The sequence below is a fragment of the Streptomyces sp. NPDC005374 genome (assembly GCF_042872225.1).
In the GTDB taxonomy this organism is placed as follows: Bacteria; Actinomycetota; Actinomycetes; order Streptomycetales; family Streptomycetaceae; genus Streptomyces.
Map to the genome: position 1 here is coordinate 214,668 of NZ_JBIAKA010000003.1, position 25,528 is coordinate 240,195.

Here is a 25,528-nt window from a genome sequence, read left to right on the forward strand (position 1 = left end):
CGGTCACACCATGCCGACCGCGTTCACACCACGATGCAGGTCATGGCCGCCCACACCAGGGGCGAGTGCTCGATCCGCCCGTCAGCGCGCCAGCGGTCCAACTGCTCGCGCTGCCAGCGGCCCAGCCGGTGCACCGGGTCGGGGTGCTCGTGGGCGGTGTCCACGGCGAGGACCGCCTCCGACAGCGGGCGTACGGACTCCGGCAGACCGGCGAGCCGGTGGAACGCGAAACTGGTCGGCAGGACCCAGCGGGTGGCGGTGACCAGCTCGGCACCGTTGTGGATCATCGCCGTGGCCAGGCCGAACGACTCGGCGAACCGCAGATCGCCACCGCTCTCGCAGCCGATCAGCGCGACCCGTGGTGGTGCCGGCCAGATCCGCGCGCCAGGCTCCCCGTCGGCCCGCAGGGGCAGCGTTCCCAGCAGCAGGTCCTTGGCGGACAGCGGCCGATGGGTACGGACCGCCTCGGTCAGACCGGTGGTTTCCGGACCGCAGCACAGGTGGAGGGTGCCGTCCTCGCTCTGTCCGCCCTCGACGGGCGCGCCGCTGACGTGACCGACGTACATCAGCCTGCGTGCCCCCTTGCGGAGTACGCCGCTCAGCCAGTCCCGGTCCAGGTCGGTACGGCGGAACGCCTCCGCCGGGGTGTCCAGGGGCGGTTCGACGGCACCCGCGTCCAGGAGGGTCCCGACCAGCTCCAGCAGCTCCGGATCCGAGCCGGGCGGCCCGAGTACCGAGCCGAGCGGGGAGTCGGCCCGGAATCCCGGCACCCGGGGGTCGAGGACCAGGACGATCGGGTCGGTGTCCCGCACCGGACGTTCAGGGGCCGGGTGCCGTCGCAGCGACGTCGGCGTGGTGGTCACCACGTCCGCGAGTTCGATCAGCCGGACATCGTCGTCGTTGACGGCCAGTAGTTCCCAGGGGACCTGGGCCACCCGGGGCGACGGCTGGATCCGTACCAGCGGGCGGCCAGCCTGTGCCGACACCTGACGTATCTGATCCGTCAGCCCCTCCGGCCAGAGGGCTTCCGCGAGTGTCCGGGCGAGTCGGCGCTCGGCAGGGGGATCCGCCAGCGCGCCCGACTCGAACGCCCTCCGCATCCCCGCCGCTCCCTCACCCGCCCCGGGCAGCGCGGCGGCCAACTCGCCCACCGCCCGGTCGACTTCGGCGGCGGGACCGTGGCCGGTGCCGAACCCCCGGGCACCGCCGGCCCACGTCCAGGTCATGAACAGGTCGCCCGCGTCGGCCAGTCGGACCTGGACCACCGGGCGGTTCGTCAGGTCGTCGGTGAACCAGAACGGGACCTCCTCGTCGTCCACGATCCGCCGCCGGTAGCGGAACTCGGCCCCCGCGATGAACTCCTGGAGCGCGACCCGGCCGGACTCCGCCGACATCCGCACCTTCGGCGGCGGCGCGACGCGCAGCCCGGCGGAGGCGGCGGCCTCCGTCGCCACGCCCCCGAGCGCGGTCGTCCCGTCGTCGGCGTCGCCGTACGTCTTCTTCATGCCCGCGTCCGGGAAGACCGGCGTACTGGCCCCGGACGGCGTCATGGACCCTGGTGCCCCTCCCAGGAGCACCGCAGCGCCCGCGCAGTGGTGTTCCACCAGCTCGAACAGGAGCCCCTGGTCCTGGCGGCGCACGGCGAGCCGGAACGCCAACCGCATGGCGTCGTCGGCCAGTTGCAGCCACTGGCTGCGCGCGTGGGCGGTGACGAAGTCGTGGCGCGCGGCCGCCAGTGCCAGGGCGGCCGGGACGGCGAGGGAGAGCGCGGTGTCGATGGACCGCGTCTCGTGGTCGCCGTGGTCCGTCCGGTTCAGGGTGTCCTCGAGGGTTCGCGCGAGCATGAGGTCGACCTGCGCGCACCGCTCCAGGATCCCCCGCTCCTGGTAGACGTCACGGGCCCCCTGCGCCAGCCGCTTCATCTCCTCGATGTCGCCCCGGTCGTACGCCTGTTGGGCACCCATCAGCATGCTGTCGGCGGCGGCGACCGTGGCGCCGAGCTGTGCGAACCGGTCCAGGCTCGCCGCCAGGAGACCGTGCGCGCCCGGGGCGTCGCCGCGCCGGTCGGCGAGGAAGCTCCGGGCCTGCTCGCAGACGGCGAGTTCGCCGAACCGCCGCTGCTGCTCGAAGAAGGCGGACGCCTCGGTGAACAGCCGCTCCGCCAGGTCGAGTTCACCCCGCTGCATCGCGAGGGACGCCCGGTGCGCGAGCATCGTCTGCTGCTCGCCGGTGTCCCCCAACGCCCGGAACGCTTCCTCCGCGCGGGCGAAGTGGTCCTCGGCCGCGTCGAACCGTCCGGTGGAGGAACAGATCACACCGAGCGCGGACAGCAGTCGCGGCACCATCTCCGCCGTGCTCGCCGTGGTGGTGGCCAGCAGCAGCGTGGCCTGTTCCTCGGCCGTTCCCCACTCGCCCCGGTCCATCAGCAGGAGCACCCGGTTCAGACCGACTTCGGAGCCGCGCAGTCCGTCGGGATCGTCGAACTCGGACAGTTTGGCCGCCGCCTCGTCGAGACAGGCCAGCGCCTCGTCCGGACGCCCTGTTCTGCGCAGCAGGTCGGACCTGGCGATCAGCGTCTTCAGCACCGTTTCCAGCCACAGCTGACGGCCGCGTGGCCCCATGGGCGCCGACGCGATGTCGTCGAGGAGGGCACGGGCCCGGCCTACGGCGTCCTCGGCGCCGGGCAGGTCCGAAGCGCTCAGCAGGACGCTCCCGAGGTCGGCCAGCAGGTGCGCGCGCAGGAACCGTACGTCGGGGGAGTCCTCCAGGGACTCGGCAATGGTGAGCAACTCGTCGTAGACGGCGCACGCGGCCTCGAAGTCGGCGGCCATGTGGTGCTCGTGGGCCAGGGCGAGGCCGCTGTCGAAGGGGTCCCCGTAGAGCGGTACCGGCTCCGGTGCGTCGTCCGCGGCGGCCCTGGGGTGGACGGGGCTGCCGGTCTCCGGGTCGACGGACCTCCCGGTCTCCGGGGCGACGGGTCCGCCGGTGTTCTCGTCCTGCATCGTCAGTAGTCCTCATCGGTCGCGGCGGCGGCGAGGGTCTCGGCGAGAAACGGTCCCGTGCCGTCCGCGTCGTTCGTCCGGGGCCGTGTCGCGTCGGTCAGCCGCCGCCGGGCCAGCGCACGGATCGCGTCCCGGTCGGCACGGCCGTCGGGCCCGGGGCCGGGGCCGGGGTCGAAGCCGGGCATCAGGACACCCACCTCGATGCGCGGCGGCACCGTGGCGGACGACAGGGCCGCGCCCGTGTCCTGATCCAGATCCGTCCGGCCCGTCCACACGTCGTCCCGCCGGGCGAGGGGCACGCGGTGCGCGCGGCCGCCGTTCACCCGCACCTCCGCGACCAGCGGCACACCGACCACGGGTGCCGTGACGTGCGCGACCACCTCGACCTCGAGCCGGCGGCGGGCACCGAGCGCACGGGCGGTCCAGGACACCGCGTCCTCCGCGGCGTCGACGAACCCCGGCGGACAGCGGCGCCAGTCGTTGGTCCCGTGGCCCCGCGCGATCACCCGTCCGCCCGCGAGCAGTGGATCGCCCGCCGCGAGGGCGTAGCCGGACCCCCGCGCGAACAGGGCGCCGGGGCCGACCGGTGCACCCGCGGAGACGGTACGGCCGGGCTCCCGCTCCGCATCGAGGGACGCGCGGAGGCGGCGCAGGTCCGGTCCGTCCAGTCCGGCGCAGTCCGCCGCGTCGTCCACCAGGCGCAGGACGCTCTCCAACTGCCGTGCGGTTGAGGCCGGTTGCGGCTCGGCGCGCCACCACTGGATCAGCGGGTCGAGGGCGGCCCGGTGCTCCTCGATCAGGTCGGCCGCGCAGTCGTCGAGTTCGACCCCGGGGCCGCCCGAGTCGGCAGGGTCGGCCGGTTCGCTCAAGTCGCCGAAGAGTTGCTGGCATCGGTGGGTGAGTGCCGCCAACTCAAGCCCCAGCACGCCCTGTTCGAGGGCGGGAATGCCGTCCGTGTACGACGCCGGCCACCAGCGGGCGGCCCAGTGGCCGAAGCCGAGCCGGGCGGCGGCGTTCGCGAGAGCGGTCGGGTGATCCGCCGGCTCGCCGACGACCCGGGGTTCCTGCGCCCCCGCCGCGCACGCGTGCACAGCGGCGGCGACGCGGGGGCCGTAGACCGCCCACAGCCACTGCTGCGCCCGCCCCACGTCGTGGATCTCCGCCACGGGCAGCCCCGGGTCCCCGAGAACGGGGCGGATCAGCACCGCTCCCGCGACGTCGAGTACGGACCGGGTGGAGTCCGGGCCCGCGGCGACCGTACTGTCGTAGGCCAGACCGTCGTAGGCGAGACCTTCGTGGGCGAGACCGTCGTGGGCGAGAAGAGGCGCGGGTGCCACCCGGACCGTGCCGTTTGCGCCCGGCGTGACGTGGATCTCCGCCCCGGTCCCCGGCATCAGGCGCTCCTCGGCTCGGCCGCTTCCACGGCGGTCGCCGGCGTGGTCGGCAGTGCGCGCAGCGCCGCCCGGACCCTGGTGCGGTGGTCCATGATGACCGAGCGGGCGACGCCGTCGAGCACCGCCCAGGCCGACGCGAGGTCCTCCAGCGGTGCGTCGCGGACGTCCCGGCCGTGCAGCCGCACCCAGAGCCGCCGCATGTAGGCGGCCCACGGGGTGCGGAGGTCCTGGGCGAGGGCGTCCAGGGTTCCGCCCTCCGGGTCGGCGTGGGGGGAAACGGTCATCCTGCGGGCGCGCAGCACCGAAGCCTCGCGCCGCCAGCGGCTGTTGACGGCCCGGTGCGCCGCGGTTCGCCCCGCCGCCGCATCCCCGGTGCCCAGCGGGTCGAGGCCGACCGCGAGCCGTCCGCCGAGGACGACGGTGACGCGCAGGCTCTCGTCGTACAGGCCGAGCGGGGCGCAACTGCGGCCGGCCTCCCGCTCGACGAGCTCCCGCGCCGTCGGCAGTTCCTCGCGCCGGGCCGATGACTGCAGCACGACGAAGAGCCGCTCGAACAGTGAGCGGTCCAGCGGCGCGGGCAGCGTGGCAGTCGAGGCGCTCCGGCCGACCTCGGGCTGCGACGGCACCGGCCGCGCCGTCAGTCCCAGATGCGCCGGCGGGTCCACGCCGCCCCAGACCCCGCTGGTGTGCGCCCACAGGACGCGGCCGAACAGCGCTCCGTGCCCCGCCTCGACCATGGACGCGTACGCCGACGAGCGCTCCGCCGGGCCCGGTGCGCCGCACGCCTCCAGAGCGTCGGCCGCCAGTGCCACCGCCTCGGCCGCCGGGGCCGGGGACTCGGTCGCGGTCGCGTCCGTGGCCGTGGCCGTGGCCGGTCGACGGCCTTCCCATCCGACGGCCAGCTGCGCGTCCAGCCGGGCACGCAGGGCCGCGTCCGTGAGGCAGTCCTTCAACGCCTCCACCGTGCGTCCGCCGCCCGCGTCCGCCACGTCCTCGACCACGGTCCTGGCCAGCGCGTCCGCACCGGCCGCGGGCTCCCCGTGCTCGGTGGCCAGCTCGAAGCAGCGCTGGAAGTACAGGTCCTGGGGGTTGCCCGCCACGACACCCAGCGCCCTGCGGGTCTTCTTGACGAGTGTGAACCACCGTGCCGTCGCCGCGAGACGCGCACCGGACTCCCGGATCAGCGCGTCCAGGCGCGCCGCCCCGGCCGGTTCGAGGAAGTCCGCCGCGAGTTCGGGACGCAGCGCGGGCCGGACGATCAGCGGCAGCACGATCAGCTTGACCGTCCGGGTCAACGGCGCTCCGTCCGGGCCGCTGAGCGACTCCAGCCCCGGCCCGAGGCCGCGCCAGGCCTGGTCGATGACCAGGGCGCGAGGTCGGCGCTCGTCGGTCTGCTGGCTCGGCGGCGGCATGGGGGGAGGGTACGTCGTCCACGAACAGGCGGTCGAACCTGGGATCGGTAGGCGAGCGGGGCCGCCTAGCGTCCCGTCCATGCACCGCACCGGACACCGGTGAACACCACAAGGAGAAGCGGTCATGGGAATCTTCGGAAAGCGTGGCGGCAACCGCGAGGAGCGGGCCGCCGAGATCGCCGGCAAGGTCGCGAGCGGCAAGGGCTTCTACGGCCGGGCCACGCGCGCGTTCCTCGGCGCGGAGGACTTCGCCAAGGTCCAGCAGTCGATCGGCGCGTACCAGTCGGGCCACGACGTCCAGCAGTTGCTCGCAGCGGGAGTGCCGACGACGCCCGCCGTCGTCGTGTCGATCAGCGACACCGGCCGCCTGGTCAACTTCGACCCCGTCGTCGACCTGGTCCTCCAACCGGACGCGACCACTGACCGGATCACCCTGCAGACCATCGTCTCCAAGCTGCGCATCCCCCGCGCCGGCGACCAGGTCCTGCTGATCGCCGACCCCGCCCGGCCGGGCGGCTACCTCTACGCCGGGGACGGCGTGACCCCGTGACCTCGCCACCGCTGCCCCCGCTGTACGAGGCACCGGCGAACGAGCACGTCCTGGTCTCCTTCGACGGCCGGGTGCTGGAGGTGTTCGGCTACGTCGACGACGCCCGGTACCACCTCTGGGAGCGGCCGCGCCTGGAATTCGGCCCCGGCCGCCGTCAGGGACTGGCGATCGTCACCAGGCACGGCAGACGCCATTCGATCCCGTACGACGCCCACCTGCTCCCCGGCCTCCAGTCCCTGGCGGAACAACTGGCGCGGAGCCTGGCCGAGACCCCGGAGCACTGAATGGCCGGGGGCGGGGGCGGGGGCGGGGACGAGGCCGGAGATGGGGCCGGGATCCGGTGGACGCGGACATCGAGGACCGGGTTCGGGCAGTACGAAGTGGCCGCCCTGATGTGCCTGTCCGGGCCGGTCATGCTGGGCTCAGCCCTGTTCGCCGGCGCGGACCTCATGGTCATCGGCATCGTGTTCACGGTGGTCTTCGTCCCGCTGGGCCTGGGGCTCTGGTTCCAGACCTCCGCCGAGCGGGAGCAGAACCGGCGGCTCGACGCAGTAGGGGTACCGGCGACCGCGGAGATCACCGACCTGACGGACGTCGACCGGAACGGCGAGGAATCCGGCGCGGAGGTCGAACTGCGGGTCAGCGGGCCGGGGTTCAGGACCTTCGAGACGACCTGGAGCCGCTCGCAGCATCCCGCGCTCCGCGTGGGCCTACGGCTCCCGGCCGTCGTCGACCCGACTGCCGCGCTGTTCCGGGTGAACATCTGATGCACGGTCATGTCCCGTACGGCCATGGTGAGTTGAAGGAGGAACAATGCGCAGCAGATCCGGGGTGTTCGTCGGCAACCTGGTGTTCGCCGCGGTCTGCATGTCGGCAGCGCCGATCTTCCTCGTCATGGGGTACAGCACCAGGCATGACGACACGGGCCCAGGGTGGGTGGCCGCCGGGCTCGGCGCGGTCGGCACCGTCATGATCCCTGTCACGGCCGCCATTTTCACGCGCAAGGAGTTCCCCCGGATCACGCGCAGGGACCGGGCGAAGGACAGTGCCGTCTCCTACGGCGACCACACCTTCGTGATGTCGGCGCCACGGTCCCCACAGGGCACGGCGGACGCGCGGCTGGTGCGGGCGGACGTCCTGGAGGCGTCGTTCGTGCGGTACAGCCCCGACGGGGAGGCGACGTTCACGACGTACCACGGTAACTACGCGCCCACCGAGTTCATGCCGGTGATCCGGCTCAGGTTGCGGGTGCACGTGGCGTCGGAGTCCGAAGGGGCCGCAGGGCACGGGGAGTTCGAGACCACCGGCGAGTGGCGGGTACCGCCTCTGTGTCTGTCGGCGATCACGGCGGGCCGCCTGGTCGTCCTGGTGGAGCCGCCCGGCCCCGCGGGCCCGGGCGAGGTCACGGTCCTGTGGCCACGCAGCGTCCTGCTGGCCGGCACGAGAACCTGCCGGGTGATCGACCTCGAAGGCCGGCTGACCGAGGTGACCCGGCGTCCCGTCCGCCAGCTGGAACAGATGCGGATCTCGAGGTCGGTCGGAGGCGTCGTGATGGCCGGAGACACGATCGACCTCCGGCGCCTGGACGCCGAGACGGCGGGCCGGTACAGCGCGTTGGCGGACCGGGCCCGCGCTGTACCCGAGGACCTGGCGCCGGTGACCGAACCGGGGGAGGAGAACCGCCTGCTCGTGGACCATCTCCCCGGTGAGCAAGGGGAGTTCGGCACCGTCGGCCGAAGCTGGTCGCGTCGCGGCGGCCATCTGGTGCGCGCCCGGTTCCTGGAGATGCGCGGCACGACCACGTTCCAGGACCACGGCCCGGTGCTCGACACGGTGCTGCGCATCCGGCCTGCGGACGGCACACCCGCGTTCGACGCCGCCCGGCGGCTGACGGTACCGATGAACTATCTGGCGGTCCTGCACCACACCAAGGAGCTGGTGCTCCAGGTCGGCCCGAACGGCAGGTCGTTCGTGGTCGACTGGAACCGCACCAACCTTCTCGCGGGGGTCGGTACGGCCAAGGTCATCGCGCCGGACGGCCGGGAGTTCCCGCTGCCCGCCCGCTCCGACGCGCTGTGGCCCCTGATGAACCTGCTGGCCTCGCACGGCCTCTCGAACCCCGGCCCGGTACTCGACCTTCGCAGGCGCCGCATGCGTGCGGTGGCCGGGACGGTGATGGACGTGGTGCGGGACCGGGGCCAGGTCCCGACCGACCGTCCTGCATAGGGTCTCTCCATATAGGTCGCTATATATGTCGCTCAGTTGCTCAGAGCGGCTGCCAGCCCCTGGATGCGCGGGTGGTTCTCCAGCGCCCACCGCACGGTCTTCGGCGGGCGCCCGAGCAGGGTCTCCAACTCGTCGGTCTTGCCGCCGTATCCTCCGCGGCCGATGATCCGGTTCAGGGTCTTCAGGTGCTCCGCGATGTGCGGGTACGCGGACATGTTGGTGTCCACGTAGGTCTTGTTCCAGGTTTCGATGTCTTCGGGAACATAGGTGACCGGGCTGCCCAGCACGGCCGCGAAGTCCTCCGCGATCCCGTGCATGTCCTTGAGCTCCGGTCCGGTGAGCGCGTAGGACTTGGCGATGTGCGGCGCCGGGTCGGCGAGGATCTTCGCGCACAGTTCCGCGACGTCGTAACCGGCGATGGGCGCGAGCCGGTGGTCCCCGAAGGGCAGGCGCAGTTCACCGTCGGCCAGTGCGCCCATGGCCAGCCAGGTCAGGATGGGATTCTCGACGAAGAAGGCCGCCTGGATGTTGACGGTCGGCACGCCGGACCACTCCAGCACCTGCTCGGCGACCCAGTGGGCCCGTTGCTGCGGCGACCAGTTCGCGACGAGTCCGCCGAGCTTCGCGCGCCGCTCCTCCTCCGGTGCGGTCATGTCGTCGAAGGTCATGAACGACTGCTCGTACTCGGAGATGTTGACGAGCACCTCGATGTCGCCCTTGGCCCGCGCCGCCGCGGCCATCAGGCTGACGGCGTCGGTGTAGTACGGCGACAGGCCCATGCTGAAGTAGATGCGCCGGACGCCCTTCAGCGCGGCGTTCACGTCGGCGATGGTGAGCAGGTCACCGACGAAGACCTCGGCTCCGGCCTCGCGGAGGGCGTGCGCGCGTTCGTCGTCCTGCCGTACGAACGCACGCACCGGGTGCCCTTGTTCGAGCAGCATGTCGACCATCATGCGGCTCACGCCACCGATGGCTCCGCCTGCACCGGTGATCAGAAGGGGATTGCGCTCCGGCATCGATATGTCCTCTGTGTGGTGGGGGTGGGGTGGCTGTCCGAGAACCCGGGATGTGGCCGATGGCGTCCAGGGCTGCCTGATTGCCTGATTGCCTGATTGCCGGGGTCGCTCGGGCCGCAGGGCGCGTGGGCGTCAGCCGGCCAGCTGGTTGAGCTTGCGGATCTGCTTGTCGAACGCCCGGGCGGGAGCGAGACGGCGCAGGGTGCTCACGCGTCCGGCCACGGAACCGGCGGTGTAGCGCAGCTTCGGCCGCGCGTCGGTCGCCGCCGCGACGATCACGTCGGCGACGACGGAGGGGGCGTCGCCGTCCTTGATCGCCTCCACCATCAGACGGTCGAAGGTGTCACGCTGCTTCGCGTAGACCTGCAGGGGTGCGTCGGGCCGCGCGCTGTTGGCCTCGAAGCCCGTGCTGGTGTAGGCGGGTTCGACGAGAAGTGCCCGGACGCCGTGCTCGCGGATCTCGTGGTCCAAGGACTCGGAGTAGCCCTCGATCGCGTGCTTGGAGGCGGCGTAGACGGCCATGTACGGCGAGGGGATGAACCCGACCACGGACGAGAGGTTGATGATGCGCCCGCGTCGCTGTGCGCGCATGTGCGGCAGCACTTCCTTCACCATGCGCATGACGCCGAAGACGTTGGTGTCGAAGACGTCCTGCGCCTGCGCGACGGAGATCTCCTCGGCCGCGCCCATGGAGCCGACGCCCGCGTTGTTGACCAGGACGTCGATCTGCCCGAACCGCTCGATCACCTGCTGGACCGCGGTGGTGACCGACGCGTCACTGGTCACGTCCAGGTCGAAGAACGTCACGCCGCCGACCGGCGTGACGCGTGAGGCGTCGCGACTTGTGCCGGCCACGTCAAAACCCGCGGCGACCAGTGCGAGCGCGGCTTCCCTGCCGATACCGGAGGACGCACCCGTCACGAGTGCCACCGGCCGATTCGTCGTCATCACGGACTCCTGAACTCCTGAGAAACTGATCGGTTTCCACCACCGTAAACTGATCGGTTTTCATATGCAAGTCCAAGAGGAGCCGCTACCTGTCCGTCCACGTCACCGCCGGGGCGGCAGGGGTGCGCGGAGGAGGTGCGGGACCTGCATCCCTGTGGTGGATCGCCGGGTTCGCGCCGAGGCCGGACACCGTGCCGAAGTGGCTCCGCAGCACGATCGGTGACCTCGGGCCTCAAGCTCCGACTCCGCCTGGACGACGCCGGCATCGACCGGGTGGGACAGGCGGGCGGGAAGCCGGCGATCCCGGGGGTCTGTGAGGACGCGCGCGCTGCCCGCACACCGCGTCGGCCCCTTTGCGCAGCGATCTTTGCCGCTCCCTTGCGCGCTCATGACCGGATAAGTGCCGATGCATGACCGGATGGCTGCAGACATGCACTCATGATGGTCGGCGTAAGTAAGGCGTGCCTTCGCTAACCAGTGGCGACGGCGGCCCGGTACGGCAGAGCAGGCTGGGAGGCCGCAGCACATGTGGGACGACGCGTTTCCGAGCTTCCTGATCGGGCTGCGGGAGGGTCTCGAGGCCGGGCTCATCGTCTCCGTCCTTGTTGCCACCCTGGTGCGGGCCGGGGCCCGCTCCCGACTGCCGCAGGTGTGGACGGGCGTCCTGGCCGCGATATCGCTCGCCCTGAGTTTCGGTGCGGTGCTGACCTTCACCGCCGCGTCCCTGTCCGCCACCGCCCAGGAGGCGTTCGGCGGCGCACTGAGCGTGGTCGCGGTCGGGTTCGTCACCGCGATGGTGTTCTGGATGCGCCGTTCGGCGCGCACCCTCTCCGGCGAGATCCGGGAGAAGATCACCGGAGCGCTGGGCATGGGCGCGGGCATGCTGATCGCCACGTCGTTCCTGGCGGTGGGCCGCGAGGGCCTGGAGACCGCCCTGTTCCTGTGGACGACGGCCCGCGCGGCGGGCGAGTCCGCCGGACCGCTGACCGGCGCCGGCGTCGGCCTGGTCCTCGCCGCGGGGCTGTGCTGGGGCCTGTACCGCCGAGTCCTGCACATCAACCTGACGAAGTTCTTCACCGCCACCGGCGCCGTCCTCATCGTGATCGCGGCAGGCGTGCTCGGGTACGGCCTGCGCGACCTGCAGGAGGGCGGAGTACTGCCCGGCGGGACGTCGTACGCCGTCGATCTCGGCGGCAGCATCGACGCGGGCTCCTGGTACAGCACCCTCGTGCAGGGCGTGTTCAACCTGACGCCGACGATGACCTGGCTGCAGGTGGTCGGATACGTCGGCTATCTCGCCGTGGTGCTGACCCTCTTCCTGCGCGGCGCCGCGCCCCGGACAGCCGAGCCCGCCGCGAAGGCGCAGCGGGCGAGGCCCCTGGCTCCCGGCCGCCGTCGGCCGCCCTGGGTGGTGCCCGTCGCACTGGTCGCCGGGCCCGCGGTCCTGGCGGGACTCGCCGTCACCCTCGGCGACTCCCCGCCTGCCGCAGCACAGACCGTCACCGTGTCGGAGACGGACTGCGGCAAGGGCTTCACCGCGCCGAAGCCCGGACGGCAGACGTTCCAGATGCACAACACCGGCGACAAGACCTCCGAGGTCTACCTCGTCGCCCCGGCCACCGGCGCGGTCTACGGCGAGGTCGAGGGCCTCGCCCCCGGCACCACCCGAGCCCTGGTGGCGACCGTCGGCGGCGGCACGTACGCGTGGCGCTGCGTCCCGAGCAGCGGCAAGGCGGTCACCTCCCGCGCGGTCCGGGTCGCCGGCACCGGCGGCGCGAGCACGGCGGTCGTGCCGGTCTCCGCCGCCGATCTCGCGGCGCCGCTCACGTCGTACAAGACATACGTCGAACGGGGCCTGGCCACCCTCGTCACCCAGACCCGGCGGCTCGGCGACGACATCGCCGGCGGCCGGCTGGGCGCGGCCCGCACGGACTGGCTGACCGCACACCGCACCTACGCCTCGCTCGGCGCCGCCTACGGCACCTTCCAGGACTACGACCAGAAGATCAACGGCAGGCCCGACGGGCTCCCGGGCGGTGTGCACGACAAGGACTTCACGGGCTTCCACCGGATCGAGTACGGGCTGTGGCACGGCCAGTCCGCGAAGGAGCTGACCGCGCCCGCCCGACAGCTCGCAACCGACACCGCGGGACTGCGCAAGGCGTTCCCCACCCAGGACTTCGACCCCGGCGACCTGCCGCTGCGCGCCCACGAGATCCTGGAGAACACGTTCCAGTTCGAACTGACCGGTGACGCGGACCAGGGCAGCGGCACCGAACTGGCCACTGCCGACGCCAACCTCACCGGCACCCGCGAACTGCTCACCGTACTGCGGCCGTTGCTGACCAGCCGCGCCCCGCATCTGCTGCCCACCGTCGACGCCGACATCGCCCGGCTGCAGAAGCTCCTCGACTCCGCGCACCACGGTGGCCGCTGGACCCCGGTCGACCGTCTGGACGCGACCGCCCGGGCCCGGCTGAACGGCGCCACCGGACAGCTCCTGGAAGACCTCGCACCCGTACCGGACCTGCTCGAGATCAGGAAGTCGGCGTGACGAACGAAGACCACGGGCGCCTGCAAATCGAAGACCACGGGCGCCTGCAGAACGAAGACCACGAGCGCCCGGAAGGGAACCACCCCATGCCGTCCACCGAAGCACACGGCTGCCCCGCCGGCGCCGGCCGCCGCTCCTTCGTGAAGAGGGCCCTGGGCGCGGGCGCCGCCGGAGCGGCCCTGGCGGGCGGTGCCTTCGCCCTCGCCGAGAGCGGCGGCACGGCCCAGGCGCAGGCCGCGGACGCCACCGACACGGCGAAGGTCCCCTTCCACGGCACCCACCAGGCAGGCATCCTCACCCCGGCGCCGGCCGCGGCCACCTTCGTCTCCTTCGACGTCATCGCCGACGACCGGGCCCAACTGGCCGAGCTGCTACGGACGATCACCGCCCGGGCCCGCTTCCTCACCACCGGCGGCACCCCCGGCGACCTCGGTGTCGGCGCCCCGCCCTCCGACAACGGCATCCTCGGCCCGGACGTCCCCGCCGACGCGCTCACCGTCACCGTGGGCATCGGAGCCTCGCTGTTCGACGACCGCTATGGGCTCGCGAAGGCGAAACCGCGACAACTCACGCCCATGCGCACCTTCCCGAACGACAACCTGAACCCGGCCGAGTGCCACGGTGACCTGTCCCTGCAGATCTGCGCCGCCCGCCAGGACGTGGTGCTGCACGCGCTGCGCGACATCGCCAAGCACACCCGGGGCGCGATGCAGATCAAGTGGCGCATCGACGGCTTCCAGAACGGCCCGCGCCCGACCGGTGCCCAGCGCAACCTCCTCGGCTTCAAGGACGGCATCGCCAACCCGGACGTGGCGTCGGCCCGTGAGATGAGCCGGCTCGTCTGGGTGGGCGACGCGCAGGGCGAGCCGGCCTGGGCACACGGCGGCAGCTACCAGGTCATCCGGGTCATCCGCATGCTCGTCGAGTTCTGGGACCGGGTCTCCCTGAGCGAGCAGGAGCTGATGTTCGGCCGCCGCAAGGACACCGGCGCCCCGCTCGACGGGGCCAGGGAGACCGACATCCCGCAGTACGCCAAGGACCCGCACGGCACCGCGATCCCCCTCGACGCCCACATCCGCCTCGCCAACCCGCGCACCACCACGACCGACAACTCCCGCATCCTGCGGCGGGGTTACAACTACGACCGGGGCATCGACCAGGTCGGCAACCTCGACATGGGCCTGGCCTTCTGCTGCTACCAGCAGGACGTACGGCGCCAGTTCGAGGCCACGCAGACCCGTCTGATCGACGAACCCCTCGTCGACTACATCTCCCCGACCGGCGGCGGCTACTTCTTCGCCCTGCCCGGCGTCCGTGACTCCGCCGACTGGCTGGGCCGAGGCCTGCTCACGAGCGCGTGAGCTGCCGCCCGGCACAGCCGCGCAACGTGCCGGCCGGCACCCTCGCTCAGTCGGCGACATCGACCCCGTAACCGCGTGCGAGGGCATCGAGGCCGTGGTCGTAGCCCTGACCGACGGCGCGCAGGCGCCAGAGCGGACCTCTGCGGTAGATCTCCGCGAGGAGCATGGTGCGTTCGGTTGTCGCGGCGTCCAGAGTGGCCCGGGCGAGGGGCGATCCGCTGGTGCCGGGAGCCGCACCGATCTGGATCGCGCCGACCGTGCCGAAGGTGGCCGGACCGTCGATGGCCGCGGCGACGACGACCTTGCGGGTCGCGGGCGGCAGGGCCGCGAGATCGAGGGCGATGCTCTGTTCGGCGGGACCGCCGGTGAGGAGTCGTACGGTGCCGGCGGGGCTTTCCGGCGCGCCGTAGAAGATGAAGTCCTCGTCGAAGGTGACCTGTTCGTCCTCGTCGAGGATGAAGGCCACGACGTCGATCTCGCAGTCGGACCGCGGAGCCCAGCAGGCGGTGACGTACCACCCGGGGGCGGGCGTGCCGGGTGGCACGGGCAGGTCGATGACGCCGCCCCTGGGCAGCACGTGCGGCTCCTTCGGCCGGACGGCCGCCGTGCCCGGGGCGGTGGCGGTGACGGTCGGCGAACTGAGCCAGTCCGCGTCGTGCACGGGCAGTTCGAGGGCGGTGATGCGGTGCATGCGGCGGTCCTTGTCGCCGTCGGCGAGGAGGACGACGTCGGTGACACTGGCGGACAGGTTGACCGCTGCGGATCCGCCCAGTTCGACGACGCGGGTACGAGCGGCAGCGGCATCGGCGTGAACACCGCCGACCACCAGCACTCGTCGGCTCGTCAGCGGCTTGGCCGAGGTGCCGCCCGAGTCGCCGGATCGGCGTGGAGCGGGAACGGTTGCGCCGGGGGAGGACGAGGACAGGACAGGCACGGTGGTGGACAGGGGTTCGGTGGCGGCCTGTACTGCTGCCATGGCCGGCGCCTTCGCCTGCGTGATCACGGCGGAAGCGGCCATCGCCTCGTGCGCCGTCCCACCTCGCACGTCGGCCAGCAGCCTCAGAAAGGTGTGCTCGTCGATGACCGGTACACCCTCGGCGGCCGCGCGCCGGGCCTTCGCGGACCGGGACGCGGGCTCGTTGGTGACGAGCACGCTGGTGTGCCGACTCACGGAGGTCATCATGTTCAGCCCGGCGGCGACAGCCCGCCCGATCAGCTCCGCCCGTGCGTGCGCGGTCTCACCGGTCACCGCGATCTTCATCCCCTGCAGCAGCGGCCCGCCGGGAGCCATCCGCCCCGGATTGCGGTAGCCGCACGGCGTCTTGGGCGGCTTCGGCGTGAACTGCGATTCCGCCCGCGGCGGACAGCTCACCAGGGGTAACGGCAGATCGAGTCGCGCCGCCTCGCGCAGCGAAGCCCGCAGGATCCCGGCAAGCACCCGGGTGTCGTCGAGCGCATCGTGCGCGCGCTGCTGCGGTACGCCGTAGTGGGCGGCCAGCGTGCCCAGCTTCATGTCGCCCGTCGGCGGATCCACCTGGCGGTTCAAAGCCAGCGTGCAGAGCCGTTGGGACACCGGCAGCCACATCCGCGCGCGGGCGAACTCGTGGGCCAGGAAGTCGTAGTCGAACTGTGCGTTGTGGGCGACCAGGACCCGGTCCTGGAGCATCGCGCCGATCCGCCCGGCGACCTGGTCGAAGGTCGGCGCACCTCGCAGCCGCTCGGCGGTCAGCCCGTGCACCTCCACCGGACCCGGATCACATCCCGGGTCCAGCAGCGTCGAGAACTCCCCGGTCTGCTCGCCGTCCGGTCCGATCGTCACCACTGCGACGGACAGCACCCGGTCCCGCCGGGCGATGAGCCCGGAGGTCTCCACATCGACCAGGGCCCAGTCGCGGGCGTAGTCACCCGTGGCGGGCAGGTCGGAGAAGGCTGAGGCAGGACTCATGGCGACAAGGATGATCCGATATGTGGCCCTCCTTCAACCTGCATGCCGTTGTGCCCTGTTGCGGACGGCGAACTCGGCCGGGCCCGCCTTCGGCGACATGAGGATCCGGCCCGGCCGCTTGTGATCTGGAAACCGATCGGTGTACCATACGGAAAAACCGATCGGTTTCCGCAGGTGCGGAAGTCCGGTCGGAACGTGCCCGCCCCTCGCCCGATGGTCGCGTCCGTACACAACCCAGGGAGTCAGCGACGATGTCTTCTCATGCCACCACCACCATCTTCGTCATCGGCGGTACGGGGGCTCAGGGGATGCCCATCGTCCGCGCTCTCGTCGCCGACAAGAAGTACTCCGTCCGCGTCCTCACCCGGGATGCCACCTCCCCCCGCGCCCAGGCTCTCCTCGCGCTCGGCAACGTCTCCGTCGTCGAAGGTTCGTTCGCCGACGAGGACGTACTGCGAGAAGGATTCCGCGGCTGCGACGGGGCGTTCGTCAACATCGACGGATTCAACACCGGCGAGAAGACCGAGACCTACTGGGCTTTCCGCAGTTACGAGATCGCGATCGAAGAGGGCATCAAGTTCTTCGTCTACGGAAATCTCGACTACGCCCTCAAGAAGTCGGGCTACGACTCCAGGTTCCGCACCGGCCACTATGACGGCAAGGGCCGCATGGCCGAATGGGTGCTCTTCCAGAACGAAGGCAACAAGGACCGGATGGGAGCGGCGGTCTTCACGTCGGGCCCCTACATCGAGATGGCGATCTCGCCGCTGACCCCCATGACGCCCAGTGTCGAGGACGGCGTCGTCACCTGGCGCGTCCCGCTCGGCGAGGGGGCTGTTCCGCACGTGGCTCTCGAGGACTGCGGCTTCTACGTCCGCTGGCTCTTCGACAACCCGGAGCGGGCCAACGGCATGGATCTGGAAGTCGCCATCGAGCACATGACCTACGCCGATCTGGCCGCGGCGTTCGAGAAGGTCACCGGACATCCGGCGCGGTACATCGACACGGATCTGGAAACATATTGGGCCCATCCGGACCTGCAGGGGATCGCTGATCACCCTGCCGGATACAACGCCGACCCCCACGACAAGAGCACCATGAGCTTCCGCGACAATTTCACGGGCTTCTGGAACGTGTGGAAGCACGGAATCATCACCAGGGACTACGCCCTGCTCGACGAGATCCATCCCAACAGGATCAGGAGCGCTGAGGAATGGTTCCGCCGGGAGGACCAGTTGGGGCGCGAACTCGGCAAGGGAAGCCTCTGGGAGCGGGTCCAGGCGGAGAACTGGACCATGGAATCCGCGGTCCTCAAGAGCAGCGCGGATTTCCGGACGGGCAAGTTGTAGGTCGGGCGGGCAATGTCTTCCCGGCACCCCGGCCCCTCCGCCAAGGCCTGGGTGGCCGTCACGGGCACCTGGGATCCCGGCGGACCCTCGGCACGAACTCCGCATCCGCTCTCGACGCCCGGTGCGTGAAGAAGATCGCCAACCCGGTGAATTCGTACACCGACGCTCTTCCGCTCACGCTGGGCGTGGAGCGCAGCCGACCACCGATGATCAACTGTTCATCGAGCCCGTGCGTGTCGGCGGCATCCCGGCTCCCGCCGTTGTCGCGTCGGTGCCCCAGCTGGCCAGCAACCGTAGTGCCTCCGCGGACGGGGAACCGGGTTCGGCGTGGTACGTCGCCAGTGTCTGTTCGTGGTCGTCGGCCAGGTGGAACGACTCGAGGCGCAGCTCGAGTTCGCCGACGAGCGGGTGGTGCAGGCGCTGGATGCCGCGGCACTTGTCCTTGACGTCGTGGGCGGCCCACAGGCGCCGGAACTCCTCGCTCTTCACGGAGAGTTCGCCCACCAGCGCGGACAGCCGGGGGTCGTTGGGATGGGAGCCGGCGTCCATGCGCAGTTGAGAGACGACGTCGTTCGCTTTGTGCTCCCAGTCCACGAACAGGTCGCGGTACTCGGGCTTGAGGAACACCAGCCGCGCCCAGTTCCGCTCGTGTGCGGGCAGTTCGGCCCAGTCGCCGAAGACCGCCGCGGCCATCCGGTTCCAGGCGAGGATGTCCGAGCGCCGCCCCACGAGGATCGCCGGGCCGCCTTCCATCGTGTCCAGCAGGGTCCGCAGGGGGCCCCGCACCTGCTGGGTGCGGCCGGCCGGCTTCTTCTTGTGCTGTTTCGGCTTGGCCAGGTGGGTGAGGTGGGCGTGCTCCGCGTCGCTCAGCCCGAGCGCGCGGGCGATGGCGTCGAGGACCTCCGCCGACATGTGCTGCCCGTTGCCCTGCTCCAGGCGCGTGTAGTACCCCACCGACACCCCGGCCAGCTGCGCCAGCTCCTCGCGGCGCAGCCCCGGCACCCGCCGGTGCCGCCCGAAGTCCGGCAGGCCCACGTCCTCCGGCTTCAGCCGGGCCCGCCGGGTGCGCAGGAACTCGCTGAGCTCGGCACGCGGGTCCAGAGCGCCGTCGGCGGGCTGGTGCACCGGTTCGGGGTGTTCGTCCATGCCTTCGAGTATCCACGGTCGGACACACACCAGCCTGCCCAAGCCAGTGGTAGGCACAGCGGAGGTACACAAGGCTGTGACCTGGGTGAATACCGGATCGTCGAGCACGCTGGAGTCTGTGCCCGGCTGGAAGGCAGCCGGGGCGTGGCTTGCATCAGGAACGGAGCACCCCCCATGACCGCAACCCAGGGGACCGAGTCGAGGACGCACCAGAGCGAAACGGCCGTGGAGGTGGTCGGCCGCCTTCGTGCGACGTTCAACACCGGCGTCACCCGCCCACTGGACTGGCGCGTCGACCAGCTTCGGCGGCTGCGGGCGCTGCTGGTCGACAACGAGCAGGAGCTGCTCGAAGCGCTCTGGGCGGATCTGAGGAAGAACCCCGCCGAGGCGAAGACGCAGGAGATCGACTTCACCGTCGCCGACATCGACGAGACGCTGGCGAACCTCGAGAGCTGGCTTCGGCCTCGCCCGGTGGAGGTTCCTGCCCACTTCGGCCCCACGACCACGGCCTACACCACGTACGACCCTCTCGGTGTCGTTCTCGTGATCGCTCCGTGGAATTTCCCGCTGCACCTTCTCATCGACCCCATCATCGGCGCCCTGGCCGCCGGGAACACCGTGGTGGCCAAGCCGAGCGAGATCTCGGTGCACACATCGGCCGTGGCTTCACGCCTCCTGCGGCAGTACTTCGACGCCGACGTGCTCACCGTCGTCGAAGGGGGAGCCGAGGAGACCACGGCCCTCCTGGCACAGCGTTTCGACCACATCTTCTACACCGGCAACGGCACGGTCGGCCGGATCGTCATGGCCGCAGCCGCCAAGCACCTCACTCCCGTCACGCTCGAACTCGGAGGCAAGTCACCGGTCTTCGTGGCCCCTGACGCCGACGTGGACGAGACCGCGAAGCGGCTGGTCGGCGCCAAGTTCGGCAACGCGGGGCAGCAGTGCATAGCCCCCGACTACGTTCTGGCCGATCCTGCCACCGCCGCCGCACTGGTTCCCGCCCTGCGCACGGCGGTCGAAGCCCAGTTCGGCACCAGCCCCCAGACCTCGGCAGGCTTCGGCCGGATCATCAACGAGCGGCACTTCGACCGGCTCACGCGCCTGCTGGACTCCGGCCGGGCGGCGGTGGGTGGCCGGCACGACCGCGACGACCTGTTCATCGCACCGACCGTGCTCACCGACGTCGACCCCGCATCGCCGGTCATGCGGGAGGAGATCTTCGGTCCGATCCTCCCCGTCGTGGAAGTCGAAGACCTCGATGCCGCCCTCGCCTTCATCAACGAACGCGACAAGCCCCTCGCGCTCTACGCCTTCACCACGTCCGAGGCCACCAAGTCGCGCCTCGTGAACGAGACGTCCTCCGGCGGGATCGCCTGGGGCCAGCCGGTGATGCAACTGCTCATGCCCGGCCTGCCTTTCGGCGGCGTCGGCGAAAGCGGCACGGGCCGGTACCACGGTCGGTATTCCCTGGAGACGTTCAGCCACCTCAAGGGTGTCGCGGACGTACCGCTCAGCTAGCCTCGCGCTCTCGTGAAGCACGCTGCCCGATGGGCGATCGGCTGGCGGAAGTACCTCAAGCAGGTGAGAACGAGGATCGCTGAGATCGCAGTTCCCGCCACCGCCGCACTGGGGGGCCAGGTGGAGCCGCGTATCGGTCCTCTTCGCGGGCAAGGAGCGAACGCCCGTACTCCGGCGGGCAGTTGCGCTTGACCGGCGTCGACGCCGACGGCATGCGGCTCTCACCGTGTTCGCCGCCAACACAGCGTGGACCTCCTGCGCCGCAGCCCTTCATCCCGTTTCCCTCCGTATTGCAGAAAGAAAGAAACCCATGACTGTCAACACTTCAGAAATTTCGCCCGTTCCGTCGCTTTTCTCCCCCGTCTCCTTCGGGAAGATCGAGCTCGCCAACCGCGTCGTCATGGCACCGATGACCCGGGTCCGGGCCGGTTCCTCCGGCACCCCCGGGGACCTGATGGTCGAGTACTACCGGCAGCGGGCGAGCGTCGGAATGATCGTCACCGAGGGCACCTACCCCGACCACGCGTCGCAGGGGTATGTCGGTGAGCCGGGCATCGCCACCGACGAGCAGGCGGCCGGCTGGCAGCGGGTGTTCGAGGCGGTGCACGCCGAGGGCGGCCGCATCGTCCTGCAGATCATGCACGCCGGCCGCGGCACCCACCCCGACATCAACGGCGGCCGCCGCATCCTCGCCCCCAGCGCGATCGCCATCGACAACAAGACGTTCACCGAGAAGGGTGAGCAGCCCTACCCCGTACCGGAGGCGATGACCACCGCAGAGATCCGGGCAGCCCTGGAGGACTTCGTCACCGCGGCCCGCCGGGCCGTCGAGGCGGGAGCGGACGGCGTGGAGATCCACGGCGCCAACGGCTACCTGCTCCAGGAGTTCCTCTCCCCGGCGGCCAACCAGCGCACCGATGGATACGGCGGCTCGCCGCAGAACCGCGCCCGCTTCGTCGTCGAGGTCGTCACGGCGGTCGCCCAGGCCGTCGGCGCCGAGCGGGTCGGACTGCGGATCTCGCCCGAGGTCGACCTCGGGGACGTCTTCGAGACCGACCGGGACGACGTCCTGGCCACCTACGGCACCCTGCTCGACCAACTGCGCCCGCTGGGCCTGGCCTACCTCTCCGTCCTGCACGTGGAGCCGGGCGGCGACCTTGTACAGGAGCTGCGGCGGCGCTTCGACGGCAAGCTGATCGTGAACAACGGCCCCTTCGGGGGGCAGACCACCCGCGAGCAGGCGCTCCAGCAGATCGAGGCCGACCACGCGGACGCCGTGGTCGTGGGCCGGGCCCTCATCGCCAACCCCGACCTCGTCGAGCGCTGGCAGGGTGGCCACCCGGAGAACGAGCCGCGGCCCGAACTGTTCTACGGTCCGGGCGCCGAGGGTTACACCGACTACCCCTTCCTCGAAAGGGCATGAGGCCCACGGTCACGCTTGTCCATGCGGCAGCCCCACCCACCCAAGGACAGGCGCCCGACCGGTGACACCGTGCCCGCCCCTTCGAGCCCGCGGTCACATCGGCGATCGAGCACATCGCTCCCGTGCGTGGCCACCGCGGCGTAAGGGATTCCTCACGCGGTGGCGAACGTCCCGTGGACGTCTTGGGTGCACCTGCCCGGGCAGCGGGTGGCGAGGGTTCAATGGCCCTCATGATGCGTACAAGAACGTCATCGTCCGCCGCCGTAGCCGTTGTTGTCGCCGGCGTGTTCGCCGTTCTCACGTCGTGTTCCTCGGATTCCTCGGACGGATCTTCCGCCGAGGACCAGCCCGGCAGGGCCGGATCCAGGGCGGCATCCGAGCCCACACGGACGGCCGCGCCCTCGCCCTCGGCGACCGGGCCGTGTGCTGACGGGACGTGCGACATCAAGGTCGCCGTGGGAGACACCGTGACTGTGCCGGCACGGTACGGCCTCGGGCCGATCAAGGTGACGGCGATCGCCGATGGCAAGGTCGACATGGTCGCTGCCCTGACAGGTTCGGGCTACAGCGTCTCGGGCTGTTCCGGGGGCGGCGGCGTGTCGTCGGCGGGCGGCGGCGGTGTCGGGTTCAGCTGCAGCGAGGGACCCGCCGCGACCATCAACAACGCCATGAGCCTGAAGGTTGTCGACATCCTCGACGCGGCCGCCGTCCTGCGCATCGAACCCGCCGGCTGACGTTCGACCCGACAGGTGCGCCAGGGCTGCTTGCGGGCAGTTCCGTCCCAGAGATGCCGCCGCACCCCTCCCTGACCCGTAAGTAGCAGGTCAGACGGGGTGCGGCGGCATCGTCGTGTCAGATGTCCCGGAAGATCTCGATCTGCGCCCCCACCGAGTTGAGGCGTTCGGCCAGGTCCTCGTAACCGCGGTTGATGACGTAGACGTTGCGCAGCACCGACGTGCCGTCGGCCGCCATCATCGCCAGCAGGACCACCACGGCGGGGCGCAGGGCCGGCGGGCACATCATCTCGGCGGCGCGCCAGCGGGTCGGGCCCTCGACCAACACCCGGTGCGGGTCGAGGAGTTGGAGGCGTCCGCCCAACCGGTTCAGGTCCGTCAGGTAGATCGCGCGGTTGTCGTAGACCCAGTCGTGGATGAGGGTCTGGCCCTGCGCGACCGCCGCGATGGCCGCGAAGAAGGGGACGTTGTCGATGTTCAGGCCGGGGAACGGCATCGGGTGGATCTTGTCGATCGGCGCCTCCAGCTTGGAGGGGCGCACGGTCAGATCCACCAGCCGGGTACGGCCGTTGTCCGCGAAGTACTCCGGCGTACGGTCGTGGTCGAGCCCCATCTCCTCCAGGACCGCGAGCTCGATCTCCAGGAACTCGATCGGCACCCGGCGCACCGTCAGCTCCGACTCCGTCACCACGGCGGCCGCCAGCAGGCTCATCGCCTCGACCGGGTCCTCGGAGGGGAAGTAGTCCACGTCCACGTCGATGTGGGGCACGCCGTGCACGGTCAGGGTCGTGGTGCCGATGCCCTCGACCCGTACGCCGAGCGCCTCCAGGAAGAAACACAGGTCCTGGACCATGTAGTTGGAGGAGGCGTTGCGGATGACGGTGACGCCGTCGTGGCGGGCGGCGGCGAGCAGCGCGTTCTCCGTCACGGTGTCGCCGCGCTCGGTCAACACGATCGGCCGCCCGGGACGGACGTTCCGGTCGACCCGGGCGTGGTACTGGCCCTCGGTCGCCGCCACGTCCAGACCGAACCGGCGCAGCGCGATCATGTGCGGCTCGATGGTCCGGGTGCCGAGGTCGCAGCCGCCGGCGTAGGGCAGCTTGAAGCCGTCCATGCGGTGCAGCAGCGGACCGAGGAACATGATGATCGAGCGCGTGCGTACGGCGGCCTCGGCGTCGATGGCGTCCATGTTCAGCTCGGCCGGCGGGACCAGCTCCAGGTCGACGCCGTCGTTGATCCACCGGGTGCGGACGCCGATGGAACTCAGCACCTCCAGAAGGCGGTAGACCTCCTCGATGCGCGCGACCCTGCGCAGCACCGTGCGCCCCTTGTTCAGGAGCGAGGCGCAGAGCAGGGCCACGCACGCGTTCTTGCTCGTCTTGACGTCGATCGCACCGGACAGCCGACGACCGCCGACCACACGCAGATGCATCGGGCCCGCGTAGCCCAGCGAGACGATTTCGCTGTCCAGTGCTTCACCGATGCGGGCGATCATCTCAAGGCTGATGTTCTGGTTGCCGCGCTCGATGCGGTTGACGGCGCTCTGACTGGTGCCGAGCGCCTCGGCGAGCTGCGACTGTGTCCAGCCCCGGTGCTGCCGGGCGTCACGGATGAGCTTGCCGATACGTACGAGGTAGTCGTCTGCCATGAGCGTGAGGTTATCTCAGATATGAGATGGCGCATTCCGGGAGGTCCGTTCGGGTGAGGGACCCGGACGGACCGGAGGGAACGTCAGTGGCGCTTGGCGGTACGGGTCCGGCGCCATCCGAAAGGTCCGGGCAGATCAACCGATGTCGTACGACGTCCCGAGCTGCTGTGGGTGTGCTTCGGCCCGTGGCTGCCGCCACCGGTCGTGATGGACCAGGAACGCCGGTTGATGTTCAGTCGCACCCCGGGCAGAATCCGGAAACTCTTGCGGAACGTGAGCGGCATGGTGGCCTCCCGTCGAGGTCGGTCAGATGCTTTCGGCCTCGTTCGAATACCCCGGTACGGCGAACTGATGGGTGCCAGCGGTCGGCCGTATGAAGGCAGTTGTGACCGGTGCCTCGGGAACCATCGGCCGTGCTGTCGCAGCGGAGTTGGGGGAGCGGCTGTTTTCAGCCCGTCCGGCGTTTGAGGACGAGGCCCTTCGGGCCGACGGGGGTCTGGGGGCGCAGCCCCCAGGGGCGGGACGGGGAGGGCGGCAGGCCGCCCGCGGACGGATCACGGCGTTGGTGCCTCGACGGCTTCTGGCTGCTCCCGGCGAGCCCGGCCCGCGGCCCAGGGCCGCCCGTCCCCCGGTGGCGCGTCGGACGCCTCCTGTGACCCAGGTCTCAGTGCGGCCGTGCAGCAGATGAGGCGGGCCGTGCGTCGAGGACAGGTGACAGGAAGGGAGGAGCGTATGGAGACGGACTTTCAGGCTTTCGTGGCCGCGAGGTCGACCACGCTGTTCCGGGGCGCTTTAGTCCTGACGGGCGACCGTGAGGCCGCGGAGGATCTGGTCCAGGAGACCCTGGAGCGGGCCTGCCGCAAATGGCGCACCATCGCCGGGAAGGACGCTCCGGACCTCTACGTGCGGCGGATCATGGTGAACCTGGCCAACGACCGCTGGCGCAGGTTCCGCCGCCTGGTCACGATCTCCGACTCGGAAGGCGCCGACAAAGCCGCCCCGGGAGACGAGTTCGGACAGGTGGACAACCGGGACCAGTTGGTGCGCGCCCTGCAGCAACTGCCCATGCGGATGCGCACGGTCGTGGTGCTGCGGTACTTCCACGACCTCTCCGACGCCGAGATCGCAGCCGACCTGGACATATCGCCCAGCACGGTGCGCTCCCAGCTCGCTCGCGGGATCGAGAAGCTCAGAGGTCAGCTCCCCGTACTCTCCGCCCCTTCGCCACAGCAGCACACGGAAGGAATCCGATGACTTCCTACGGTGATGCACGGCCTTCCGGCTGCACACCTTTCGAAG

General features: G+C 70.8%; 20 protein-coding genes. 11 read left to right on the plus strand and 9 right to left on the minus strand.

Translation table 11 applies throughout. The annotated features are described in order from the left end of the window. Positions 1–23: 23 nt before the first annotated feature. The 3 genes from ACFYRX_RS09435 to ACFYRX_RS09445 are packed head-to-tail and all read right to left on the minus strand — an operon-like array spanning position 24 to position 5,808. Positions 24–3,002, minus strand: coding sequence for a hypothetical protein (locus ACFYRX_RS09435; protein WP_389097752.1), 2,979 nt, complete (start codon positions 3,000–3,002; stop codon positions 24–26). 2 nt (positions 3,003–3,004) lie between these two features. Then, complete coding sequence (locus ACFYRX_RS09440; RefSeq protein ID WP_389097753.1) at positions 3,005–4,396, minus strand: hypothetical protein; 1,392 nt, start codon at positions 4,394–4,396, stop codon at positions 3,005–3,007. After that, positions 4,396–5,808: a hypothetical protein gene (locus tag ACFYRX_RS09445; RefSeq protein ID WP_389097754.1), complete on the minus strand. Its 1,413-nt coding sequence runs from the start codon at positions 5,806–5,808 to the stop codon at positions 4,396–4,398. Before ACFYRX_RS09445 ends, ACFYRX_RS09440 begins: the two co-directional genes overlap by 1 nt. A 124-nt stretch (positions 5,809–5,932) precedes the next feature. On the opposite strand from ACFYRX_RS09445, the gene ACFYRX_RS09450 reads away from it, so the two are divergent. Genes ACFYRX_RS09450 through ACFYRX_RS09465 form a run of 4 tightly spaced genes read left to right on the plus strand, consistent with a single transcriptional unit; the run spans position 5,933 to position 8,584 of the window. Further along, the gene (locus tag ACFYRX_RS09450) at positions 5,933–6,358 is read left to right on the plus strand and encodes a hypothetical protein (protein WP_389097755.1); all 426 of its coding nucleotides are present in this window, start codon (positions 5,933–5,935) and stop codon (positions 6,356–6,358) included. After that, positions 6,355–6,642, plus strand: a complete 288-nt coding sequence (locus tag ACFYRX_RS09455; RefSeq protein WP_389097756.1) for a hypothetical protein — start codon at positions 6,355–6,357, stop codon at positions 6,640–6,642. Before ACFYRX_RS09450 ends, ACFYRX_RS09455 begins: the two co-directional genes overlap by 4 nt. Next, positions 6,643–7,125, plus strand: a complete 483-nt coding sequence (locus tag ACFYRX_RS09460; protein WP_389097757.1) for a hypothetical protein — start codon at positions 6,643–6,645, stop codon at positions 7,123–7,125. A gap of 46 nt (positions 7,126–7,171) precedes the next feature. Continuing rightward, positions 7,172–8,584 carry a hypothetical protein gene (locus tag ACFYRX_RS09465; RefSeq protein WP_389097758.1) on the plus strand — a complete coding sequence of 471 codons (1,413 nt, stop codon included), beginning with the start codon at positions 7,172–7,174 and terminating at the stop codon, positions 8,582–8,584. Positions 8,585–8,616: 32 nt separating this feature from the next. On the opposite strand, the gene ACFYRX_RS09470 is transcribed toward ACFYRX_RS09465, so the two are convergent. Next, entirely contained in the window at positions 8,617–9,600 is a 984-nt protein-coding gene (locus tag ACFYRX_RS09470; protein ID WP_389097759.1) for an NAD(P)H-binding protein, read from the minus strand. A 132-nt stretch (positions 9,601–9,732) separates the two neighbouring features. After that, entirely contained in the window at positions 9,733–10,548 is an 816-nt protein-coding gene (locus tag ACFYRX_RS09475) for an oxidoreductase (protein WP_389097760.1), read from the minus strand. A 526-nt stretch (positions 10,549–11,074) separates the two neighbouring features. On the opposite strand from ACFYRX_RS09475, the gene efeU reads away from it, so the two are divergent. Beyond that, the gene (gene efeU, locus ACFYRX_RS09480; protein WP_389097761.1) at positions 11,075–13,102 is read left to right on the plus strand and encodes an iron uptake transporter permease EfeU; all 2,028 of its coding nucleotides are present in this window, start codon (positions 11,075–11,077) and stop codon (positions 13,100–13,102) included. An 86-nt stretch (positions 13,103–13,188) separates the two neighbouring features. Next, positions 13,189–14,463: an iron uptake transporter deferrochelatase/peroxidase subunit gene (efeB, locus tag ACFYRX_RS09485; RefSeq protein WP_389097762.1), complete on the plus strand. Its 1,275-nt coding sequence runs from the start codon at positions 13,189–13,191 to the stop codon at positions 14,461–14,463. A gap of 46 nt (positions 14,464–14,509) precedes the next feature. Here efeB and ACFYRX_RS09490 read toward each other — a convergent pair whose 3' ends face one another. Next, a complete protein-coding gene (locus tag ACFYRX_RS09490; RefSeq protein ID WP_389097763.1) occupies positions 14,510–16,408 on the minus strand; it encodes a TerD family protein in 1,899 nt (632 codons plus the stop codon). 251 nt (positions 16,409–16,659) lie between these two features. Here ACFYRX_RS09490 and ACFYRX_RS09495 point away from each other — a divergent pair, with 251 nt between their 5' ends. Beyond that, positions 16,660–17,757, plus strand: a complete 1,098-nt coding sequence (locus ACFYRX_RS09495; RefSeq protein WP_389097764.1) for an NmrA family NAD(P)-binding protein — start codon at positions 16,660–16,662, stop codon at positions 17,755–17,757. Between the two features lie 210 nt (positions 17,758–17,967). Here the strand turns inward: ACFYRX_RS09495 and ACFYRX_RS09500 are convergent, their stop codons facing one another. Further along, a complete protein-coding gene (locus ACFYRX_RS09500) occupies positions 17,968–18,903 on the minus strand; it encodes a helix-turn-helix transcriptional regulator (RefSeq protein WP_389097765.1) in 936 nt (311 codons plus the stop codon). Positions 18,904–19,077: 174 nt separating this feature from the next. On the opposite strand from ACFYRX_RS09500, the gene ACFYRX_RS09505 reads away from it, so the two are divergent. From ACFYRX_RS09505 to ACFYRX_RS09515, 3 genes are all read left to right on the plus strand, one after another. Then, the gene (locus ACFYRX_RS09505) at positions 19,078–20,424 is read left to right on the plus strand and encodes an aldehyde dehydrogenase family protein (RefSeq protein ID WP_389097766.1); all 1,347 of its coding nucleotides are present in this window, start codon (positions 19,078–19,080) and stop codon (positions 20,422–20,424) included. Between the two features lie 310 nt (positions 20,425–20,734). Beyond that, a complete protein-coding gene (locus ACFYRX_RS09510) occupies positions 20,735–21,847 on the plus strand; it encodes an alkene reductase (protein WP_389097767.1) in 1,113 nt (370 codons plus the stop codon). A 467-nt stretch (positions 21,848–22,314) separates the two neighbouring features. Then, positions 22,315–22,581: a hypothetical protein gene (locus ACFYRX_RS09515; protein ID WP_389097768.1), complete on the plus strand. Its 267-nt coding sequence runs from the start codon at positions 22,315–22,317 to the stop codon at positions 22,579–22,581. A 118-nt stretch (positions 22,582–22,699) separates the two neighbouring features. On the opposite strand, the gene ACFYRX_RS09520 is transcribed toward ACFYRX_RS09515, so the two are convergent. Beyond that, entirely contained in the window at positions 22,700–24,229 is a 1,530-nt protein-coding gene (locus tag ACFYRX_RS09520) for a helix-turn-helix domain-containing protein (RefSeq protein ID WP_389097769.1), read from the minus strand. An 83-nt stretch (positions 24,230–24,312) separates the two neighbouring features. Then, entirely contained in the window at positions 24,313–24,513 is a 201-nt protein-coding gene (locus ACFYRX_RS09525) for a DUF4236 domain-containing protein (protein ID WP_389097770.1), read from the minus strand. A 448-nt stretch (positions 24,514–24,961) separates the two neighbouring features. On the opposite strand from ACFYRX_RS09525, the gene ACFYRX_RS09530 reads away from it, so the two are divergent. Beyond that, positions 24,962–25,483, plus strand: a complete 522-nt coding sequence (locus ACFYRX_RS09530) for a SigE family RNA polymerase sigma factor (protein WP_389097771.1) — start codon at positions 24,962–24,964, stop codon at positions 25,481–25,483. Positions 25,484–25,528 lie beyond the last annotated feature (45 nt).

What these genes read in the sequence shown, in the direction of transcription:
- ACFYRX_RS09475 (WP_389097760.1), bottom strand. Translation starts at nt 10,548, where the DNA reads ATGACGACGAATCGGCCGGTGGCACTCGTGACGGGTGCGTCCTCCGGT.
- ACFYRX_RS09465 (WP_389097758.1), top strand. Translation starts at nt 7,172, where the DNA reads ATGCGCAGCAGATCCGGGGTGTTCGTCGGCAACCTGGTGTTCGCCGCG.
- ACFYRX_RS09495 (WP_389097764.1), top strand. Translation starts at nt 16,660, where the DNA reads ATGTCTTCTCATGCCACCACCACCATCTTCGTCATCGGCGGTACGGGG.
- ACFYRX_RS09530 (WP_389097771.1), top strand. Translation starts at nt 24,962, where the DNA reads ATGGAGACGGACTTTCAGGCTTTCGTGGCCGCGAGGTCGACCACGCTG.
- ACFYRX_RS09510 (WP_389097767.1), top strand. Translation starts at nt 20,735, where the DNA reads ATGACTGTCAACACTTCAGAAATTTCGCCCGTTCCGTCGCTTTTCTCC.
- ACFYRX_RS09500 (WP_389097765.1), bottom strand. Translation starts at nt 18,903, where the DNA reads ATGGACGAACACCCCGAACCGGTGCACCAGCCCGCCGACGGCGCTCTG.
- efeU (WP_389097761.1), top strand. Translation starts at nt 11,075, where the DNA reads ATGTGGGACGACGCGTTTCCGAGCTTCCTGATCGGGCTGCGGGAGGGT.
- ACFYRX_RS09445 (WP_389097754.1), bottom strand. Translation starts at nt 5,808, where the DNA reads ATGCCGCCGCCGAGCCAGCAGACCGACGAGCGCCGACCTCGCGCCCTG.
- efeB (WP_389097762.1), top strand. Translation starts at nt 13,189, where the DNA reads ATGCCGTCCACCGAAGCACACGGCTGCCCCGCCGGCGCCGGCCGCCGC.
- ACFYRX_RS09490 (WP_389097763.1), bottom strand. Translation starts at nt 16,408, where the DNA reads ATGAGTCCTGCCTCAGCCTTCTCCGACCTGCCCGCCACGGGTGACTAC.
- ACFYRX_RS09525 (WP_389097770.1), bottom strand. Translation starts at nt 24,513, where the DNA reads ATGCCGCTCACGTTCCGCAAGAGTTTCCGGATTCTGCCCGGGGTGCGA.
- ACFYRX_RS09450 (WP_389097755.1), top strand. Translation starts at nt 5,933, where the DNA reads ATGGGAATCTTCGGAAAGCGTGGCGGCAACCGCGAGGAGCGGGCCGCC.
- ACFYRX_RS09505 (WP_389097766.1), top strand. Translation starts at nt 19,078, where the DNA reads ATGACCGCAACCCAGGGGACCGAGTCGAGGACGCACCAGAGCGAAACG.
- ACFYRX_RS09470 (WP_389097759.1), bottom strand. Translation starts at nt 9,600, where the DNA reads ATGCCGGAGCGCAATCCCCTTCTGATCACCGGTGCAGGCGGAGCCATC.
- ACFYRX_RS09435 (WP_389097752.1), bottom strand. Translation starts at nt 3,002, where the DNA reads ATGCAGGACGAGAACACCGGCGGACCCGTCGCCCCGGAGACCGGGAGG.
- ACFYRX_RS09520 (WP_389097769.1), bottom strand. Translation starts at nt 24,229, where the DNA reads ATGGCAGACGACTACCTCGTACGTATCGGCAAGCTCATCCGTGACGCC.
- ACFYRX_RS09440 (WP_389097753.1), bottom strand. Translation starts at nt 4,396, where the DNA reads ATGCCGGGGACCGGGGCGGAGATCCACGTCACGCCGGGCGCAAACGGC.
- ACFYRX_RS09460 (WP_389097757.1), top strand. Translation starts at nt 6,643, where the DNA reads ATGGCCGGGGGCGGGGGCGGGGGCGGGGACGAGGCCGGAGATGGGGCC.